General features: G+C 67.9%; 13 protein-coding genes and 6 pseudogenes. 12 read left to right on the top strand and 7 right to left on the bottom strand.

Annotated elements, in window-relative coordinates:
- A pseudogene (locus ENN83_RS10610) lies at positions 1-271 on the top strand (bifunctional NADH dehydrogenase FAD-containing subunit/selenide, water dikinase SelD); the annotation flags it as partial.
- Here the strand turns inward: ENN83_RS10610 and mnmH are convergent.
- The 3 genes and pseudogenes from mnmH to ENN83_RS10595 all read right to left on the bottom strand — a co-directional run bounded on the left by mnmH (position 258) and on the right by ENN83_RS10595 (position 3,493).
- Positions 258-1,318: pseudogene (mnmH, locus tag ENN83_RS10605) on the bottom strand (tRNA 2-selenouridine(34) synthase MnmH). The pseudogenes ENN83_RS10610 and mnmH overlap by 14 nt on opposite strands.
- 28 nt (positions 1,319-1,346) lie before the next feature.
- Complete coding sequence (locus tag ENN83_RS10600; RefSeq protein WP_287186802.1) at positions 1,347-2,162, bottom strand: YdcF family protein; 816 nt, start codon at positions 2,160-2,162, stop codon at positions 1,347-1,349.
- A 5-nt stretch (positions 2,163-2,167) separates the two neighbouring features.
- Positions 2,168-3,493, bottom strand: a complete 1,326-nt coding sequence (locus ENN83_RS10595; RefSeq protein ID WP_287186799.1) for a UDP-glucose dehydrogenase family protein — start codon at positions 3,491-3,493, stop codon at positions 2,168-2,170.
- 183 nt (positions 3,494-3,676) lie between these two features.
- Here ENN83_RS10595 and ENN83_RS10590 point away from each other — a divergent pair, with 183 nt between their 5' ends.
- Positions 3,677-3,868, top strand: a complete 192-nt coding sequence (locus ENN83_RS10590; RefSeq protein ID WP_287186796.1) for a hypothetical protein — start codon at positions 3,677-3,679, stop codon at positions 3,866-3,868.
- Here the strand turns inward: ENN83_RS10590 and ENN83_RS10585 are convergent.
- Positions 3,852-4,695, bottom strand: a pseudogene (locus ENN83_RS10585) (M24 family metallopeptidase). The gene ENN83_RS10590 and the pseudogene ENN83_RS10585 overlap by 17 nt on opposite strands.
- A 265-nt stretch (positions 4,696-4,960) precedes the next feature.
- Here ENN83_RS10585 and ENN83_RS10580 point away from each other — a divergent pair.
- Both ENN83_RS10580 and ENN83_RS10575 read left to right on the top strand, forming a co-directional pair.
- Positions 4,961-6,345 (top strand): annotated as a pseudogene (locus ENN83_RS10580) (aldehyde dehydrogenase family protein).
- A gap of 11 nt (positions 6,346-6,356) precedes the next feature.
- Positions 6,357-7,096, top strand: a pseudogene (locus ENN83_RS10575) (glucose 1-dehydrogenase).
- Between the two features lie 814 nt (positions 7,097-7,910).
- On the opposite strand, the gene uvrB reads toward ENN83_RS10575, so the two are convergent.
- A complete protein-coding gene (gene uvrB, locus ENN83_RS10570; RefSeq protein ID WP_287186794.1) occupies positions 7,911-10,094 on the bottom strand; it encodes an excinuclease ABC subunit UvrB in 2,184 nt (727 codons plus the stop codon).
- A gap of 169 nt (positions 10,095-10,263) precedes the next feature.
- Between uvrB and ENN83_RS10565 the strand changes: the two genes are divergently transcribed.
- A complete protein-coding gene (locus ENN83_RS10565) occupies positions 10,264-10,575 on the top strand; it encodes an ETC complex I subunit (protein WP_287186804.1) in 312 nt (103 codons plus the stop codon).
- 159 nt (positions 10,576-10,734) lie between these two features.
- Here ENN83_RS10565 and ENN83_RS10560 read toward each other — a convergent pair.
- Both ENN83_RS10560 and ENN83_RS10555 read right to left on the bottom strand, forming a co-directional pair.
- Positions 10,735-11,718: pseudogene (locus tag ENN83_RS10560) on the bottom strand (permease); the annotation flags it as partial.
- A gap of 55 nt (positions 11,719-11,773) precedes the next feature.
- Entirely contained in the window at positions 11,774-12,007 is a 234-nt protein-coding gene (locus ENN83_RS10555) for an ArsR/SmtB family transcription factor (protein WP_287186792.1), read from the bottom strand.
- Between the two features lie 375 nt (positions 12,008-12,382).
- Between ENN83_RS10555 and ENN83_RS10550 the strand changes: the two genes are divergently transcribed.
- The 7 genes from ENN83_RS10550 to ENN83_RS10520 form a co-directional block, all read left to right on the top strand.
- Entirely contained in the window at positions 12,383-13,420 is a 1,038-nt protein-coding gene (locus ENN83_RS10550) for a substrate-binding domain-containing protein (RefSeq protein ID WP_287186790.1), read from the top strand.
- Positions 13,421-13,504: 84 nt separating this feature from the next.
- A complete protein-coding gene (pstC, locus tag ENN83_RS10545) occupies positions 13,505-14,881 on the top strand; it encodes a phosphate ABC transporter permease subunit PstC (protein ID WP_287186787.1) in 1,377 nt (458 codons plus the stop codon).
- 10 nt (positions 14,882-14,891) lie between these two features.
- Positions 14,892-16,181 carry a phosphate ABC transporter permease PstA gene (gene pstA / locus ENN83_RS10540; RefSeq protein ID WP_287186785.1) on the top strand — a complete coding sequence of 430 codons (1,290 nt, stop codon included), beginning with the start codon at positions 14,892-14,894 and terminating at the stop codon, positions 16,179-16,181.
- Between the two features lie 21 nt (positions 16,182-16,202).
- Entirely contained in the window at positions 16,203-17,000 is a 798-nt protein-coding gene (gene pstB, locus ENN83_RS10535; RefSeq protein WP_287186782.1) for a phosphate ABC transporter ATP-binding protein PstB, read from the top strand.
- 12 nt (positions 17,001-17,012) lie between these two features.
- Positions 17,013-17,723 carry a phosphate signaling complex protein PhoU gene (gene phoU / locus ENN83_RS10530; RefSeq protein WP_287186780.1) on the top strand — a complete coding sequence of 237 codons (711 nt, stop codon included), beginning with the start codon at positions 17,013-17,015 and terminating at the stop codon, positions 17,721-17,723.
- Between the two features lie 3 nt (positions 17,724-17,726).
- Positions 17,727-18,419 carry a phosphate regulon transcriptional regulator PhoB gene (gene phoB, locus ENN83_RS10525; RefSeq protein WP_287186777.1) on the top strand — a complete coding sequence of 231 codons (693 nt, stop codon included), beginning with the start codon at positions 17,727-17,729 and terminating at the stop codon, positions 18,417-18,419.
- Between the two features lie 206 nt (positions 18,420-18,625).
- A partial coding sequence (locus ENN83_RS10520) for an ArsR/SmtB family transcription factor (RefSeq protein WP_287186774.1) occupies positions 18,626-19,045 on the top strand: 420 nt, incomplete at its 3' end.

Below are 19,045 nucleotides of genomic sequence, written 5' to 3'. Positions count from 1 at the left end.
CGCCCTGCCCCTTATGGCGGGGGCGCTGCGGCTCTCGGCCCTCGGCATCCGCTCGACGCTCTACCCGCAGAACGCCGCGCTGGCCTCGGGCATCGAGGGGGCGGACCCGGCCGACCCGCGCACAGCCCTGCTGTTCGATCCGCAGACCGCGGGCGGGCTTCTGGCCGCGCTGCCCGAGGCCGCGGCCGCCGGGATGCCGGACGGCTTGGGCGCGGGGGCGGCGCGGATCGGCACCGTCACCGCGGGCGCGCCGCGGATCACCCTGGGCTGAGCGCCGCGACCGCCGCCACGACCTGCGGCAGCGCCGCCGCCAGCCCGTCCGCGTCCAGCCGGTCCAGCCGGACCCGGTGCAGCGGCCGATCCTCGAACCGGGCACGCTGGACCGCGTAAAGCGGATCGTAATGCTCTGCCATCAGCCCGGCGGCCAGCGCCTCGAACGCCCCCGCCTCGGCCAGCGCCCCCCAGGCCTCGATCCGCTCGCGCGGGTGGCGGGCGGCCAGCGCCGCGACGGTCGCCATCAGCCGCGCGGGATCGGCGGTCAGGTCGCGGTAGCGCCGCGCAAGATAGCCCGCGCGCAGTTCCAGCGCCGCCGAAAGCTCGATCCGGGGCGCGGCCCGCATCGCCTCCCACAGGGCGGGCGGCAGGTTCAGCCGGCCGATCCGGCTCGATTCCGCCTCGACCACCACCGGGCGCGCCGGGTCCAGCCCATCCCGCGCCATCGCAAGCGCCGTCTCGAAGCCTTCTGCGCCGGTTGCCCGCCCGCCATCGCCCCGAACAGCGAGCCGCGATGGTTCGCCATCCCCTCCAGGTCGATCACCTGCACCCCGGCCGCGGCCAGCAGCCCCAGGAACTCGGTCTTGGCGGTGCCGGTATTGCCGTCCAGCACCACCACCGGCGCAGGCGAGGGCGCATCGTAGAGCGCCCCCTGCACCAGTCGCCGGAAACTGCGCCAGCCGCCCTCGATCGTCTCGGCCCGCCAGCCGATCTGGCGCAGGATCAGCGCGAAACTGCCCGACCGCTGCCCGCCGCGCCAGCAACAGACCAGCGGGCGCCAGCCCTTGGGCCGGTCGGCCAGCGCCGTCCCGATGTGGTGCGCGGCGTTGCGCGCGACGATCGCGGCCCCGATCTTGCGCGCCTTGAACGGGCTTTACTGCGTGTAGATCGTGCCGACGCGCGCGCGTTCCTCGTTCGACAGCACGGGCAGCGAGATCGCGCCGGGGATATGGTCCTCGGCATATTCGGCGGGGGACCGGACGTCGATGATCTCGTCGATATCGAGTGTGGCAAGATCGGACAATGCGGACAGCGTCAGCGGCATGGCGCCCTTCTATGCGGCGGGGAAAGGATCAGGGCCGCGCCAGGCACCCCGCGGGCGTCGCCGCCCGGCCGGTCGCGCGATAGGCGGCAAGGCCCAGATATTCGTGCAGCACAAGGTTGAAGTCCAGCAGGCTTTCGGCCGGTGCCCAGCGCAGCCTCGCGCCCGGACGGCTGCGGAAATCGACCGGATAGGGCGTCAATTCGCGCCAGCCCGCCGCGCAGAAGGTCTCGACCGCGCGGGGCATGTGAAAGGCGCTGGTGACCAGCAGCCATTGCCCCGGACGGTCCGGCGCCATCTCCCGGCCCAGCCGCGCGTTCTCGGCCGTGTTGCGCGAGGCGCCTTCCAGGATCAGCCGCGCGGGATCCAGCCCCGCCCCGGTCAGCACGCGCCGCGCGACCTCGGTCTCGGGCAGGTCCGAGCCGCCAAGCCGCCCGCTGCCCCCGGTGAACAGCACCGCAGCCTCGGGATGCAGCCGGGCCAGTTCCAGCGCGGCGAAGAATCGCTCGCCCCCCTCGTTCAGCGAGGGCGGCCCCCAGGCCAGAGTGCCCGCCGGATCCTCGGCGCCGCCAAGGATCACGATCCCCGCCACCGGCCCGGCCACCTCCGGCACGGGATGGCGCGCCTCGATCCCGCGCAGCAGCGCGTTGGACAGCGGGCTCAGCGCGATCACCGCCCCGCCCAGCGCCACGGCCGTCACCAGCCCGCGGCCAAGCTCGGGCCGTCCCGCCCACAGCGCCCAAAGCCCCGCCGCCAGCAGGATCAGCAGCACCGAGTCCGCCCGCAGAAGCCCCCAGACGATCTTCGAGGCGAAGAAGAACAGATCGTCCGGCAGGCTCTGGCCCATCCCCCTCAGCCCTCGAGCCCGAAGCCCTTGCGGCCGACCGCGACATGGGCCTCGAATCCCGCCTCGCGCACATCCTCGGGCGGGTAGACATTGCGCAGGTCGGCCATCCGGGGATGCGCCATCCGCTGCGCCATCTGGCCCAGGTCAAGCCCGCGGAACTCGTTCCACTCGGTCAGGATCACCAGCGCATCGGCGCCCTCGGCCGCGGCATAGGGATCGTCGGCCCAGGTGACGCCGGGCAGCAGCGCCTCGCCCTCGCGCCGACCCTGCGGATCGACCACGCGCACCTTTGCCCCGCCGCCCACCAGCGCGGGCACGATGGTCAGCGCGGGCGCGTCGCGCATGTCGTCGGTATTGGGCTTGAAGGTGACGCCCAGCACCAGGATCGTCTTGCCGTTCACGGACCCGCCGCACAGATCCACCACCTTGTCGATCATCCGCCGCTTGACCCGGTCATTGACCGCGATGACCATCTCGGTGATCGCGCAGGGCGAGGCGAAATCCTGCCCGATCCGGGCCAGCGCCTGCGTGTCCTTGGGAAAGCACGACCCGCCATAGCCGGGGCCTGCATGCAGGAACTTGTTGCCGATCCGGCCATCCAGCCCCATGCCCTTGGACACCGCCTTGATGTCGGCGCCGACCTTCTCGCACAACATCGCCATCTCGTTGATGAAGGTGATCTTGGTCGCGAGAAAGGCGTTCGCGGCATATTTGATCATCTCGGCCGATTCGAGATCGGTATAGACGACGGGAAATTCGCGCAGGAACAGCGGGCGGTAGATATCGGCCATCACCGCGCGGGCGCGCTCGGTCTCGACGCCGACCACCACCCGGTCGGGCCGCATGAAATCGTCGATCGCCGCCCCCTCGCGCAGGAATTCGGGGTTCGAGGCGACGTCGAACTCGGCCGCCGGATTGGCCGCCCGCACCGCGGCCGCGACCTGCCGGTTGGTGCCCACGGGCACGGTCGATTTGGTGACGATCACGGCATAGCCGGTCAGCGCCCGCCCGATTTCCTCGGCCGCGGCCATCACATAGGTCAGGTCCGCATGGCCATCGCCGCGCCGCGTCGGCGTTCCGACCGCGATGAAGACCGCATCCGCCCCGTCCACCGCCGCCGCCAGATCGCCGGTAAAGGTCAGCCGCCCCGCCGCCACGTTGCGCGCCATCACCGTATCGAGGCCGGGCTCGTAGATCGGCACCTCGCCGCGGTTCAGCATCTCGATCTTGCGCGGATCCTTGTCCACGCAGACGACCTCATGCCCGAAATCGGAGAAACACACCCCCGACACAAGGCCCACATAGCCCGTGCCGATCATCGCGATCTTCATCTCAAATCTCCCTGCCCTGGGGTTCGCCCAAGCCGATGCGACAGCAGGGCGGCCAAGTCAACTCGCCTTTGCCGATCCGCGCCCATCTGCCAGGCCGCTGTGACGAGGCTGCGGCAGCGAATTGACATTCGCGCGCCCGCCGCGGTTCATGGCCCTCTCGACCCCCCCTTGCCCCGGATCCCCATGCTGCCCGCGTTCCTGACCCTTGCCGCCGGTGCTGCGGGTGCGGCGCTGGCCGACCTGCCGGTCGTGCCCGCTCCCTTCCTGACCGGGCCCGCGCTCTGCGTGACGCTGCTGGTGCTGACCGTGGCGCTGCCGCTGGCCGTCGCCCGGATCGGGACGACGGCCGGGCGCGATGTCAGCCCACCACGTTGAACGCGGGGCCGTAGGGATGGCGCGTGATGTTCTCGGCGCCCCTGTCGGTCACGATCAGGATGTCATGCTCGCGATAGCCGCCCGCGCCGGGCTGGCCCTGCGGGATGGTCAGCGTCGGCTCCATCGAGATCACCATGCCGGGTTCCAGCCCCGTGTCGATATCCTCGCGCAACTCCAGCCCCGCCTCGCGGCCATAGTAATGCGACAGCACGCCGAAGGAATGGCCATAGCCGAAGCTGCGATACTGCAACAGGCCCCGGTCTTCGGGGAAGGCATTGAACGCATGGGTCACCTCGGCGCAAGTGATGCCCGGCTTCAGCAGCGACATGCCATGTTCATGCGCGGCGACATTGGCCTGCCAGATCTCCAGGCTGGCGGCATCCACCTCGCCCATGAACATCGTCCGTTCCAGCGCGGTGTAATAGCCCGAGATCATCGGAAAGGTGCTCAGCGACAGGATATCGCCCCGCCGCGCGGCCGGTGCCCGCCACATGGGCGACCGCGCGCCGGAAATTGTCCCGCGCCCAGTCGGTACAGGTCATGTTGTCGGTCGCGCAGCGCCGCCGGGGCTGGCCCGCGTCTATCCCTGCGCTGATCGTCACCGCGTCCGAGGCGGTCACGACCAGCCCATAGGGCCGGCCGAACGGGCAATAGAGAAAGCCCGAGTAATAGGCGATGTTCTGCATCGGGGTCAGCACCGCCACCTCGGCGCCGGTCGCATCCATCGCGGAGCGCAGGCCCATCAGGCGGGTGTCGTATTCGTCCTGCGAAAAGGGCAGGGCCACCTTGTCGCCATTGTGAAAGTGGAAAAAGTCGGGCCGGGTCATCGAAACCTCCGAGCGGTGGCCCGGGGCTGCCGGGCCAAGTGGGGTCCCGGCGTTCAGGAGACGGGGCACGCGGCCCGGGCCATGGGGGCAAGGCCCCTGCGGCGACGCCATCGCCACGCGGCCCGGACGGGCCATGCCCCGTGCCGCGCGCCCGGGCAAGCGCACAGATCCGGCGGCGCGGACCGGCCGAAAAGGGGCTGCGCGCACCGGGACATCGCTGCACCAAGGATCCGATGGCCGCCGCGTCCGACCTGAAGGTGCCCGCATGACAAACGACCTCCTCCGCGACCTCTGGTTTCCCACCGACCGCTGCGTCATCGCCGGGCACTGGACCCCGTCCCGGGGCGGCGGGACCCTGCCCATCGAGGATCCCTCGACCGGCGCGGAAATCGGCCGCATCGCACGGGGGGCAGGCGGCCGGGTGCTGGCAAGGATCGGCCTGTTCGTGCGCGGCCGCGCCGACGAACCGGCCGGGATCGGGGCGACCGATCTGGGCAAGCCGCTCGCCCAGGCCCGCGCCGACGCGCTGGCGCTCGCGCGCTACATGGAATTCTACGCCGGCGCCGCCGACAAGGTGATGGGCCAGACCATCCCCTATCTGGAGGGCTACACCGTCTACACCCTGCGCGAGCCGCATGGCGTGACCGCCCACATCATCCCCTGGAACTACCCGATGCAGATCATCGGCCGCTCGGTCGGGGCGGCGCTGGCGATGGGCAATGCCGTGGTGCTCAAACCCGCCGAGGAGGCCTGCCTGACCGCGCTGGCTTTCGCCCGCCTCGCCGAAGAGGTCGGCCTGCCGCCCGGCGCGCTGAACGTGGTCCCGGGCCTCGGCGAAGAGGCGGGTGCGGCGCTGGCGGGCCATCCGGGCGTCCAGCGTGTCAGCTTCACCGGCTCGCTGGCGGTGGGGCGGCTGGTGCAGGCGGCCGCCGCGCGGAACGTGGTGCCGGTCACGTTGGAACTGGGGGCAAGTCCCCGCAGCTGGTCTTTGCCGATGCCGATCTCGACGCCGCGCTGCCCTTCCTCGTCAATGCGGGCATCCAGAACGCGGGCCAGACCTGTTCGGCCGCCTCGCGCATCCTGGTCCAGCGGCCCGTCTATGACGCGGTTCTCGCCCGGATGGCCGAACGCTACCGCGCGCTGAAGGTCGGCCCGGCGCTCGACAATCTCGACCTCGGCCCGCTCATCTCGGCCCGCCAGAAGCAGATCGTTCAGGGCTTGCTGGCCGAGGGCGCGGATCTCGAAACCGTCGCCGAAGGCACGATCCTTGTCACCGCGCCCGCGGGCGGCCACTATGTCGCGCCCCGCCTGCTGGCGAACGTGCCGCCCGCCCACCGCCTGGCGCAGGAGGAAATCTTCGGCCCCGTTCAGGCGCTGATCCCCTTCGAGGACGAGGACGAGGCCACGGCCATCGCCAACGGCACCGCCTACGGCCTTGTCGCCGCGATCTGGTCGCGCGACGGCGCCCGGCAGATGCGGCTGGCGCGCGCGCTGCGGGCCGGGCAGGTCTTCGTGAACAATTACGGCGCAGGCGGCGGCGTCGAACTGCCCTTCGGGGGTGTCGGCCTGTCCGGCCATGGCCGCGAAAAGGGCTTCGAGGCGCTGTACGGGTTCTCGACGGTCAAGACGGTCGCCGCGCGGCACGGCTGAGGGAGTACGGGATGCGACTGGACGGAAAGACCGCGATCGTCACGGGGGGCGGTTCGGGCTTCGGCGCGGGCATCGCGCGCATGTTCGCGGCCGAAGGCGCGCGGGTCATGGTCGCCGATATCGACATGGGCGCGGCCGAGGTAATCGCGGACGAGATCGGCGGCCTCGCGCAAGCCGTGGACGTGGCCGACAACGGTGCGGTCGGCGCGATGGCCCATGCCGCGCTGGCCGTGTTCGGGCGGCTCGACATCCTGGTGAACAATGCCGGGATCACCCACCTGCCCAAGCCGCTGGAGGAGGTCACCGAGGACGAATTCGACCGCGCGCTGGCGGTCAACGCCAAGTCGGTCTTCCTGACCGCCCGCCACCTGGTGCCGCACATGAAGGGCAATGGCGCAGGCGCGATCCTGAACATCGCCTCGACCGCCGGTCTCTCGCCTCGGCCGCGGCTGAACTGGTACAATGCATCCAACGGCTGGATGATCACCGCGACCGAGGCGATGGCCGTCGAACTGGCCCCCGCGGGCGTTCGGGTCAACGCGCTTTGCCCCGTCGCGGGCGAAACGCCGCTGCTGAAAAGCTTCCTGGGCGAGGACACGCCCGGGATGCGCGCGAAATTCCTCGCCTCTATCCCGCTCGGCCGGTTCTCGACGCCCGAGGACATGGGAACGCCGCCTGTTTCCTCTGCTCGGACGAGGCCGCCATGATCACCGGCGCCGCGCTCGAGGTGGACGGCGGACGCCGCATCTGAGGAGGTGGCCTCGTCCTGCGTTGGATGGGGCGGTGGGTTGGCACCCACCCTACGGGTGTTGACCGCCCGCCGGTCAGAGCCCGCCCGCTGCGCCGGTCAACCACGTAGGGTGGATGAAACCCACCACGCTGCGCATTCAAGCGCACCGCAGACCCTGCCGCAGGTCGGCGGGTTGACATCCTTTACCATCCCGAACAAACAGAAGGGCGGCAAGCCTTTCGGCAGCGCCGCCCTGTCACCTTGTTGTCCGATGCGTTTACCAGGCGTTGCGTGCGGGCCATCTTGCTGACATCTGACAGTGACCAAGTTCCCACGGTAAACGCTGCGAGGCGAGCGAACCCAGACTTGGAGATCACATTGTTACTTCCGCCGCGAGAGAATGGTGGCGCGACAGAATTGGGTTCTCTGTTCTCCGGAAAGAACAGGAAGACGCTGAACCCGGGCCTCTTGCATCGCTGTTTGCTGCCACAAGATGTCTATTCTCTGGGGGGAGCGAAAGCAGCCACTCGTCCTGCAGCCTATGGCAGGATTTGATCCGCCAGCGCGATTGTTTCTTGCCCACGCCCGGCCCGCCATCGACCGCCGGCGTTCTGGCGCCCGCGGACGACCTTCTCGCCCCGCCCTCAGCCGTACCCCCCGCAGGCCGGATGCCAACCCACCGTTCCCCGTTGCCCTCCGCCCGCCATGTTAACCGCCCACCGGGTCCGAAAAAGGTCCGATGGAATTCCGATGGAATTCCGATGCGGGTCCGACCGCCGGAACCCTGCAAGACAAGGCCGTTAACCACGAATCGCGCCGAAACGCGGACCTCGCGCTACCGCCGCCCGCGCTTGCCCCCGCGCTGCCCGGCCCGTCCCGCGGTCGAGCGTCCCTTGGCCCCCATCGCGGCCTCCACCGCGTCGTCCACCGCCGATTGGCGGGCCAGCGGGTCGTCGGACAGCACCAGGTCCACGGCCTCCAACCGCTTGATTTCATCGCGCAATCTGGCGGCTTCCTCGAATTCCAGGTTCTCGGCCGCCTTGCGCATCGCCGCCCGCAGCCCGTCCAGATGCGCCTCCAGGTTGGCGCCGCGCAGCGGCTTGTCCACCTTGGCCGTCACCCGGTTCATGTCCACGTCGCCCTGGTAGAGCCCGGCCAGGATGTCCTCGACATTCTTCTTCACGGTCTCCGGCGTGATACCGTGTAAGCTATTGTAGGCAATCTGTTTTTCCCGCCGCCGATCGGTCTCGCGCATCGCGCGTTCCATGCTGCCGGTGATCCGGTCGGCATACATGATGACGCGGCCCTCGGCATTCCGCGCCGCCCGCCCGATGGTCTGGATCAGGGACGTTTCGGACCGCAGGAACCCCTCCTTGTCGGCATCCAGAATGGCCACCAGCCCGCATTCCGGGATGTCCAGCCCCTCGCGCAGCAGGTTGATGCCGACCAGAACATCGAACGCCCCCAGCCGCAAATCGCGCAGGATTTCAATGCGTTCGATGGTGTCGATGTCGCTGTGCATATAGCGCACCCGGATCCCCTGTTCGTGCAGGTATTCGGTCAGATCCTCGGCCATGCGTTTCGTCAGCGTCGTGACCAGCGTGCGGAAGCCGCGGGCGGCGACCTTGCGCACCTCGTCCAGCAGGTCGTCCACTTGGCAATCGACGGGGCGGATCTCGATCTGCGGATCCAGCAACCCGGTCGGCCGGATCACCTGTTCGACGAACACACCGCCGGTCTGCTCCATCTCCCAGGCCGCGGGCGTCGCCGAGACGAAGACCGTTTGCGGCCGCATCGCGTCCCATTCCTCGAATTTCAGGGGTCGGTTGTCGGTGCAGGAGGGCAGGCGGAACCCGTGCTCGGACAGCGTGACCTTGCGCCGGAAGTCGCCCCGGTACATGCCGCCGATCTGGGGCACGGTGACATGGGATTCGTCTGCGAAAACAATGGCATTGTCGGGGATGAACTCGAAGAGGGTGGGCGGCGGCTCGCCCGGCGCGCGCCCCGTCAGATAGCGCGAATAGTTCTCGATCCCGTTGCAGACGCCGGTCGCCTCGAGCATTTCCAGATCGAAGTTCGTGCGCTGCTCCAGCCGCTGCGCCTCCAGCAGCTTGCCCTCCTGCACGAACTGGTCCAGCCGCTGGCGCAACTCCTTGCGGATCGCGTGGATTGCCTGCTGCATCGTCGGCTTGGGTGTGACATAGTGGGAATTGGCATAGACCCGGATGCGGTCGAAGGTGTCGGTTTTCTGGCCCGTCAGCGGGTCGAATTCGGTAATGGCCTCAAGCTCTTCGCCGAAGAACGACATCCGCCAGGCGCGATCCTCCAGGTGCGCGGGCCACAGTTCCAGAACATCGCCCCGCACCCGGAAGCTGCCCCGCTGGAACGCCTGATCGTTGCGCCGGTATTGCTGCGCCACGAGGTCCGCGATCACCTTGCGCTGGTCATAGCTCTGGCCCACGATCAGGTCCTGGGTCATCGCGCCATAGGTCTCGACGCTGCCGATACCGTAGATGCAGGACACCGACGCCACGATGATCACGTCGTCGCGTTCCAGAAGCGCGCGAGTGGCCGAGTGGCGCATCCGGTCGATTTGTTCGTTGATCTGGGATTCCTTCTCGATATAGGTGTCCGACCGCGGCACATAGGCCTCGGGCTGGTAGTAGTCGTAGTAGCTGACGAAATACTCGACCGCGTTATCGGGGAAGAAGCCCTTGAATTCGCCGTATAATTGCGCGGCCAGCGTCTTGTTGGGCGCCAGAATGATCGCCGGGCGCTGGGTTTCCTCGATCACCTTGGCCATGGTGAAGGTCTTGCCCGTCCCGGTCGCCCCCAGCAGCACCTGGTCGCGCTCGCCGGCATTAACGCCCTCGGCCAGCGCGGCGATGGCGGTGGGCTGGTCGCCCGCAGGTTGGAACTCGGTCCGCATGACGAAGCGCCGGCCGCCCTCCAGCTTCTCGCGCGGGCGGGTCGGGGCAGGGGCGGCGTCCAGCGCGGGCGGTTCGGTCGAATAGGGCATGGTGGCGATTCCTCGGACGGCTGTCCCAGACTTGCCCTCCGGGGCGCGGCATTCAAGGGGCAGGCTTCTCGGGGCGCGGCGGGTTGTATCCTGCGGTATGCCGCCCCTTGCAGGCCCCGGCCCGAACCCCCATAACAGCCAAAACGACCCGAGGGAGGACGTCACGCCCATGCGCGCCCGCATCTACCAGCCCGCCAGGACCGCGATGCAGTCCGGCCAGGCCAAGACCCATCACTGGATTCTGGACTTCGCCCCCGCCTCCGCCCGCGAGATCGACCCGCTGATGGGCTGGACCAGTTCCGACGACACCCAGTCGCAGGTCCGGCTGACCTTCGACAGCCGCGAGGCTGCCGAGGATTATGCCCGCCGCCACGGCATCGACGCCGTGGTCATCCGGCCCAAGACGCGCAAGCCGAATATCCGGCCGATGGGCTATGCCGAGAATTTCGCGGTCGACCGCCGGGGCGCCTGGACCCACTGAACGGCTGCCGAACCGCGTTTTCCCGGGGGCGTTGCCCCGGCGGGGCCGGGATCGTCTCAGCATCAGCAGGGCGATCAGCACGCCGCGCCCGCCCGCGCCGTCGATCCGCGCCCCGGCCCAAGGCCCGACCATGGCCGAGACCACCATCGCCATGGAAACGGCGCCGAAGACCCAGACCGGCGACAGGCCAAGGCTTGCCGCCATCGGCACCGCCAGGACCGCGGGGATCGAGGTGACCTCGCCTGCCACCAGAAAGGCCATTCCGGCCCCCGGCGCCATGCCCTGCGTGATCAGCCCGCCGACCAGCGGCAGCGCGGCATAGCCGTTCAGATAGGCCGGCACACCCACCAGCGTCGCGGTGACGATGGGCATCAGCCCCTCTCCGCCCAGCGCGGCGGTCACCGTCTCGGCCGGGATCCAGGCCAGCATCAGGCTTTCCAGGATGAAGGCCAGCGTCAGCCACCTGGCCAGGAACAGGGTCGTGCTCGCCGCGGTCCGGCCGAATTTCGCGCGCCGCTCCCTTTCGGTCCAGAAGCGCCAGGCGACGGGCCTGGGGGCGCGGACCCGGGCGCCGCCGCAGCCGCCATCGCCGATGCCCTCGCGCAGCGGATCGGCAAGGGCGCCGCCGCGTGCGAGCAGATGCACGACCAGCCCGCCGAAGACGCCCAGCCCGAAGGCGGCAAGGGTCTTGGCCACCGCGAATTCCAGGCCGAGCACCCCGCCCGTCAGCACGAACATCGACGGGTCCATGATCGGCGAGGCCAGCCAGAAGGCCATCACCGCCGAGAGCGGCACGCCCATCGTCAGCAGCGCCGCGATCAGCGGGATCACCCCGCAGGAACAGAAGGGCGAGATCACCCCCGCCAGCGCGCCCAGCCCGATCATCGCCACCGGCGCGCCGGTGAAGGCCCGGGCGATCAGGTTGTCGGCCCCCGTCGCCCCCGCCCAGGCGGCAATGGCGATCGACAGGATCAGAAAGGGCGCCGTCTTCAGCAACGCATTCGCCGCGAACCCCGCGCTGGCCGCGGCCTGTGTCGGGTCGATCACGGCCAGCGTCCCGAGGATCAGCCCCGAGGCAAGCCAGACGCGCTGGGTCTGCAGGCCGCGGCGAAGGGTGACATGGGCAGGGCTTGTATCGGTCATGGTCCGGGTTCCGGGGCGGTGGATTTTTCGGGGAATGAAAGACCCGACAGGCGCATCAGGCGGCATCCTCTGCCGACGGCACCGTGACGCCGCAGCAGCATTCCGAGGTCAGGAAACCGACCAGGTCCTGCATTGCCGGGTAATTCACGCGGTTGAACACTTCGCGACCCTGCCGGTCCTGAAGCACAAGCCCCGCATTTCCCGCCCTCACCAGCAGGCGAAAGATCGACAGGCGGGCATCGTGGCCGAGGGCGGCAAGCGCGCGGGCATGGGGACTGGTTGCGGTCATTCGGAAAACATAACCGGAAAACCGGTTTGTGAGTCCTTTCCGCCGAACCCGCGCGGCGCCCAGCGGCCCCGGCAGAAAAGCCGGTGCCCCCAGCCCCCCCCCCGGTCACGGGGCGCGCCGATTCTGTCGATGACCGGGGACCGATTGCCCGCTGCCCTCGCCCGCAATGGCCCACAAGGCTGCGTCCTGTTGCAACTCACGGCGGAAAAACATTCCGTAACAAGGGGGCGGGGCCGACCTGGCCGCCTTGCGCCGACGCCCGGAAATGCGCTGTCATAAATCTGTCATTTAAATTTTACATAAGCGTCGCGCGGGGCCGATACGCAGCCGGAGCAGGTGCGAATCCGCACCCGAACCCAAGTTTCAGGAGCTAGCATGTCCCATATCAAAGTGACCGCCTCGGCGTTGGCGATCGCGGCCATCTCGGCCACCGCGGCCTCCGCGCGCGACCAGATCAGCATTGTGGGCTCGTCCACCGTGTTCCCGTACACCCAGGCCGTGGCCGAACAGTTCGCCAACGACACCGGGATGTCGTCGCCCATCGTCGAAAGCACCGGCACCGGTGGCGGTATGCAGATCTTCTGCAGCGGCATCGGCGAAGGCTTCCCCGACATCACCGGCGCCTCGCGCGCCATGAAGGCGTCGGAATGGGCCGTTTGTGTCGAGAAAGGCGTGACCGACGTGAGCGAGGCGCTGATCGGCTTCGACGGCCTGTCGATAGCCGTGTCGCGCGCCAACGACTTCGATTGGGACCTGACGCTGGGTGAAGTCTATCTCGCGCTCGGCGCCGAGGTTCCGGTGAATGGCGAATGGGTTGCGAACCCCTACAAGAAGTGGTCGGAGATCGACAGCCGCCTGCCCGACACCGACATCGTCGTTCTGGGGCCGCCCCCGACCTCGGGCACCCGTGACGCGTTCGTCGAACTGGCGATGCACGAAGGCTGCAAGCAGCTGGACTACGTCAAGGACGGCGGCTTCGACGGCAAGTGGGTCACCGAGAACTGCTCGCGCATGCGTACTGACGGCCCCTTCGTCGAGGCCGGCGAGAATGACAACCTGATCGTTCAGCGCCTTGGATCGGATCCCAACGCGCAGGGCATCTTCGGCTACTCGTTCCTCTACGAGAACCTCGACAAGCTGAAAGGCGTGAAACTGGAAGGGGTCGAACCCTCTCTCGACACCATCGCCGACGATTCCTATCCGGTGTCGCGTCCGCTGTTCTTCTACGTCAAGAACGCGCATCGCGGCGTGATCCCCGGCCTGCAGGAATTCGTCGAGGAATACATGTCCGAAGACGCGCTGGCCCCCGGCGGCTACCTGTCCGAGCGTGGCCTCGTGCCGCTGAGCGACGAGCGCCGCGCCGAGCTGCAGGAGCGCGTCATCAACGCCGTCGCGATGGAGGCCAAGGAATAATCAGGGCATCCCCCTGATCCCGACGATCGACGCCCCCGCCCGCAAAAGCGGGGGCGTCCCTCACTTGAACCGACAGGCATCCAAATGACCCTTTTCGCCTTCCTGATCCTGTTCGCTGCGGTCGTGATCGGATACATCCTCAATCTGCGTGCGGCCCGTGCGATCCGTGCAGGCGGGACAAAGCTGCATTCGCTCGACGGGTTTCACGGCGGGTTCTCGGCCCTCGTGACGCTCGTGCCCACGTTCTTCTTCATCATCCTCTGGCTGATGCTTCAGGGCACCGTGATCGAGAGCATGATCAAGGCGGGGCTGCCTGACGGCACGCTGGACGGTCTCCGCACCGGCCAGGTGCAACTCATCATGTCCGAAATCCGCTCGATCGCGGGCGGGCGCATCTTCGGCACGCCCGAGGACTGGAAGCTCGAGGCCGCCGAGCGGCTGGTGGCGCTGCGCGGCACCTCGTCGCTGCTGCTGGTGGTGCTGACGATCGCGTTGACCGCCGGTCTGATCCTGCTGACCCGCAAGACCGTGCGCCCGGAATTCCGCGCCCGGCAAGGGGTGGAACGGATCGTTCTCGGCCTGATGGTCGGATGCGCGACGGTGGCGATCTTCGTGACCATCGGCATCGTCGGCTCGCTGGTGTTCGAGACCTACCGCTTCTTCGAGATGGTCCCGTTCACCGATTTCCTGTTCGGCACGTCCTGGGAACCGCAGATCCCCCTGCGCGAGGACCAGATCGCCGCCAAGGGCGCCTTCGGCATGCTGCCGGTCTTCCTCGGCACGATGGTCATCGCGACGGTGGCGATGGTGGTCGCGGTTCCGATCGGCCTGTTCTCGGCCATCCACCTGCATGAATTCGCCTCGCCCAAGATACGGGCCGTCGTCAAGCCGGTGCTCGAGATCCTGGCCGGCGTTCCGACCGTGGTCTACGGCTTCTTCGCCATCCTCGTGATCGCCCCGGCGATCCGCTCCTTCGGAACCGAACTGGGCCTGCCGATCGCGCCCAACACGGCGCTGGCCGCGGGGCTGGTGATGGGCATCATGCTGGTGCCGTTCATCTCCTCCTTTGCCGATGACGCGCTGGCCGCGGTGCCGCGCAGCCTGCGCGACGGCTCGCTTGCGCTGGGCGCCACTCAGGCCGAGACGATTTCCAAGGTGCTGTTCCCGGCGGCCATTCCGGGCATCGTCGGCGGCATCCTTCTGGCTGTCAGCCGCGCCATCGGCGAGACGATGATCGTCGTGATGGCCGCGGGCCTGATCGCCAAGATGACGATCAACCCGCTGGACAGCGTCACCACCGTGACCGTGCAGATCGTCACGCTGCTGATCGGCGACACGGCGTTCGACAGTCCCAAGACCCTGGCCGCCTTCGCGCTGGGCATGGTGCTTTTCGTGATGACGCTGATCATCAACATCTTCGCCTTGCGCATCGTGCGCAAGTATCGCGAAATCTACGATTGAGGGCCGCGCAATGACCGACCAGACATCCTCGGGCCGTTTCGATTGGACCGCCCCCGAATTCACCGCGTGCCTGAACAAGCGCAAGCGCAGTGAGATCGCCCTCAAGCTGGCCGGTCTGACCGCGATCACCATTGCCTTCGGCATGCTGTTCCTGCTGGTGGCATCGCTGATATCGACGGGCCGTCACGCCTTTACCCAGACCTTCGTCCAGATCGAGGTGTTCCTCGATCCGGCGCATATCGACAGCAACGAACCCGCCCGCGGGAACTATCGCCAGATCCTCACCGATACGATGGTCAAGCTGTTTCCCGACATGGCCGATGACCGGGCGGAACTGCGCAGGCTGACCTCGATGCTGTCGAATGGCGCGCAGTTCAGCATCCGCGACAGCGTGGTGGCCAATCCGGCGCTGATCGGCCAGACGGTCTCGGTCAGGGTGCCGGTGTCGGATCCCTATGACCAGTTGAACAAGGGCCTGATCGACCGCGAAACGCCCGAGGCCAACCGCCGCCTGAAAGACGACGAGATCGCCAATTTCGACCTGCTGAAAGAACTTGGGATGGTGTCCAAGCCGATCAACAGGTGGCTTATCACCAACGCGGATTCACGCTTCCCGGAACTGGCGGGCCTGAAGGGGGCGATCATCGGTTCGTTCTATGCCCTGATGACCTGTTTCCTGCTGTCCTTCCCGATCGGGATCGGCGCCGCGATCTATCTCGAGGAATTCGCGCCCAGGAACAGGGTGTCGGACCTGATCGAGATCAACATCAACAACCTGGCGGCGGTGCCCTCGGTGGTGTTCGGCCTGCTGGCACTGGCGGTGTTCCTGGGCTGGTTCGGGATGCCGCGCTCCGCGCCCTTCGTGGGCGGCATGACGCTTGCCCTGATGACGCTGCCGACGATCATCATCGCGACGCGGGCCGCGCTCAAGGCGGTGCCGCCCTCGATCCGCGAGGCCGCGCTGGGCGTGGGCGCGTCCAAGCATCAGGTGGTGTTCGGCCATGTCCTGCCGCTGGCCATGCCGGGCATCCTGACCGGCACGATCATCGGGCTGGCGCAGGCGCTGGGCGAGACCGCGCCGCTCCTGCTGATCGGGATGAACGCCTTCATCACCTCGGCGCCGGCCACGCCCTTCGACAGTTCTACCGCCCTGCCCACGCAGATCTTCATCTGGGCCGACAGCCCCGAACGCGGGTTCGTCAGCCGGACCTCGGCGGCGATCCTGGTGCTGCTGACCTTCCTGATCTTCATGAACGCCATCGCCATTTTCCTGCGCAACAAGTTCGAGCGGAAATGGTAGCGCCGCGAAAGGACCACCCTCATGTATGATACGCCAGCTTCGGGAAAGACAGCCGTGACCCACGAGGTGAAGATCGCCGCCCGCAAAGTGAACGTCTTCTATGGCGACACCCATGCCATCAAGGATGTGGATGTCGAGATCGAGGACAAGACGGTCACCGCCTTCATCGGGCCGTCGGGCTGCGGCAAGTCGACCTTCCTGCGCTGCCTGAACCGGATGAACGACACCATCGACACCTGCCGGGTCGAGGGCCTGATCACGCTGGACGGCGAGGACATCTATGCGCCCTCGATCGACCCGGTGCAGTTGCGCGCCAAGGTGGGCATGGTGTTCCAGAAGCCGAACCCGTTCCCCAAGTCGATCTACGAGAACGTGGCCTATGGCCCCAAGATCCACGGCATGGCCCGCACCCGCGCCGAACTGGACGAGATCGTGGAACGCGCCCTGCGCCGCGGCGCGATCTGGGACGAGGTCAAGGACCGGCTTCAGGAACCCGGCACGGGCCTTTCGGGCGGCCAGCAGCAGCGTCTGTGCATCGCCCGCGCGGTCGCCACCGAACCCGAGGTGCTGCTGATGGACGAGCCCTGTTCCGCGCTCGACCCGATTGCGACCGCCCAGGTCGAGGAGCTGATCGACGAGCTGCGCGGGCAGTATTCGGTGGTGATCGTCACCCACTCGATGCAGCAGGCCGCGCGCGTCAGCCAGAAGACCGCGTTCTTCCACCTCGGCAACCTCGTGGAATTCGGCGAGACCGGCCAGATCTTCACCAACCCGCATGACCCGCGCACCGAAAGCTACATCACCGGCCGGATCGGCTGAGAAGGGATGCAGATGAACGACCGCCATATCGTCAAATCCTACGACCGCGACTTGGAGGCGATCCAGGCCCTCATCATGAAGATGGGCGGGCTGGTCGAAGCCGCGATCCTCGAGGCCGCGCAATCGCTTGAGAACCGCGACGAGGAACTCGCCGAACGCGTCCGCGCGAATGACCGCGCCGTGGACGACCTTGAACTGCGCGTCAACGAAGAGGCCGCGCGGCTCCTGGCGCTGCGCCAGCCCTCGGCGGGCGATCTGCGCACCGTGCTGAGCGTGATGAAGATCGGCGCCAATCTCGAACGGATCGGCGACTACGCCAAGAACATGGCCAAGCGCACCGGGGTTCTGGTGCAGATGTCGCCGATCGAAGGCTCGGCGGGTGCGATCCGGCGCATGGCGATGGCGGTTCAGGGGATGCTCAAGGACGCCCTTGACGCCTATATCCAGCGCGACGGCGAACTGGCTCAGGACGTGCGCCTGCGCGACATGGAAGTCGACCAGATGTACAACGCGCTGTTCCGCGAGTTCCTGACCTTCATGATGGAGGATCCGCGCAACATCACCGCCTGCATGCACCTGCATTTCATCGCCAAGAACATCGAGCGGATGGGCGATCACGTCACCTCGATCGCCGAACAGGTGATCTATCTGGTGACCGGCGAACTGCCCGAGGACGAGCGGCCCAAGGCCGACCGTACCGCCATCGACGCACCGAAGGTCTAGGCGATGTCACCTGCTGAACGGCCCACGGTGCTGATCGTCGAGGACGAGCCCGCCCAGCGCGAGGTCCTGGCCTACAACCTGGAGGCCGAGGGCTTTCGCGTGGCCCGTGCCGCGACCGGGGACGAGGCGCTGATCCTCGTGGACGAGATCGCGCCCGATCTGGTGGTGCTGGACTGGATGCTGCCCTCGGTTTCGGGGATCGAGATCTGCCGCCAGCTCAAGACCCGCAACGACACCAGGACGCTTCCGATCATCATGCTTTCGGCCCGCGCCGAAGAGGTGGACAGGGTGCGCGGGCTGGAAACCGGCGCCGATGACTATGTCGTGAAACCCTATTCGGTGGTCGAGCTGATGGCGCGGGTGCGCGCGCTCTTGCGCCGCACGCGGCCCGCCGCGGTCGGCCAGCGGCTGGAATTCGAGGACATCGTGCTCGACCCCGAGACGCACAAGGTGTTCCGCGACGGCCAGATGCTGAAGCTTGGACCGACCGAGTTCCGCCTGCTGTCGACCTTCATGGAAAAGCCCGGCCGGGTCTGGAGCCGCGAGCAATTGCTCGACCGGGTCTGGGGGCGCGACATCTATGTCGATACCCGGACGGTCGATGTGCATATCGGCCGCCTGCGCAAGGCGCTGTGCCAGAATGGCGGCGACGACCCCGTGCGCACCGTGCGCGGCGCGGGTTACGCGCTGGGGTAGGGTCCCCTGCGTCTTGCAGGGACCGGGAGCTGCCCCGTTTACCCGGCACTCCCTCGGGACCCAGGGTTGCGACAACGGGCCGGCCTTCGCCTTGCCTTGCCGTGACGCCGGGTGGAAATGACGGCCCGCCCGCAACGGCGCCGTCATGTTCTGCACGCGGCCGCGCCAGGAATGCGGCTGGACGCATGGGCGCAGGAGTCGCCGCCATGCCCCTTGCCGTCCTGTCCGCCCTTGCCAAACCGACCCGCCTTGGGGCGATGGCGATCCTGGCGGATGGCGGCGAGCATTGCGTCTGCGAATTGATGGCCCGGCTGGAGGCCACGCAAAGCAGGATGTCGCGCCACATGAAGGTGCTGAAACTGGCGGGCCTCGTGGTGGACCGGCGCGATGCGCAATGGGTGCGCTATCGGCTGAACCCCGATCTTGCGCCCGGGCTTGGCGCCATCGTCACCGCCGCACCGGCCGCGGCCGCGCAGGACAGTCCCGAAAGGAAGGTCGCATGGGTGCCGAAACCCAAGCCCCCGACCGCCGCGCCGGAGGGCGATCTGCCGCAAGAGCGGCTGGGCATGGTCGACCGGCTGAAGATCGGGCTGGACCAGGTGCGCGAGATCGTCGGCCGGGTCTGG

It is taken from the genome of Rhodovulum sp., from assembly GCF_011048875.1.
Taxonomy (GTDB): Bacteria; Pseudomonadota; Alphaproteobacteria; order Rhodobacterales; family Rhodobacteraceae; genus Rhodovulum; species Rhodovulum tesquicola.
Note: the sequence above shows the minus strand (reverse complement) of the source record. Positions and strands in the feature narration are given on the sequence as shown.

Excerpts from the sequence above, each read along its gene's own strand:
- ENN83_RS10600 (WP_287186802.1), bottom strand. The coding sequence starts at position 2,162 with ATGGGCCAGAGCCTGCCGGACGATCTGTTCTTCTTCGCCTCGAAGATC.
- ENN83_RS10595 (WP_287186799.1), bottom strand. The coding sequence starts at position 3,493 with ATGAAGATCGCGATGATCGGCACGGGCTATGTGGGCCTTGTGTCGGGG.
- ENN83_RS10590 (WP_287186796.1), top strand. The coding sequence starts at position 3,677 with ATGCTGCCCGCGTTCCTGACCCTTGCCGCCGGTGCTGCGGGTGCGGCG.
- uvrB (WP_287186794.1), bottom strand. The coding sequence starts at position 10,094 with ATGCCCTATTCGACCGAACCGCCCGCGCTGGACGCCGCCCCTGCCCCG.
- ENN83_RS10565 (WP_287186804.1), top strand. The coding sequence starts at position 10,264 with ATGCGCGCCCGCATCTACCAGCCCGCCAGGACCGCGATGCAGTCCGGC.
- ENN83_RS10555 (WP_287186792.1), bottom strand. The coding sequence starts at position 12,007 with ATGACCGCAACCAGTCCCCATGCCCGCGCGCTTGCCGCCCTCGGCCAC.
- ENN83_RS10550 (WP_287186790.1), top strand. The coding sequence starts at position 12,383 with ATGTCCCATATCAAAGTGACCGCCTCGGCGTTGGCGATCGCGGCCATC.
- pstC (WP_287186787.1), top strand. The coding sequence starts at position 13,505 with ATGACCCTTTTCGCCTTCCTGATCCTGTTCGCTGCGGTCGTGATCGGA.
- pstA (WP_287186785.1), top strand. The coding sequence starts at position 14,892 with ATGACCGACCAGACATCCTCGGGCCGTTTCGATTGGACCGCCCCCGAA.
- pstB (WP_287186782.1), top strand. The coding sequence starts at position 16,203 with ATGTATGATACGCCAGCTTCGGGAAAGACAGCCGTGACCCACGAGGTG.
- phoU (WP_287186780.1), top strand. The coding sequence starts at position 17,013 with ATGAACGACCGCCATATCGTCAAATCCTACGACCGCGACTTGGAGGCG.
- phoB (WP_287186777.1), top strand. The coding sequence starts at position 17,727 with ATGTCACCTGCTGAACGGCCCACGGTGCTGATCGTCGAGGACGAGCCC.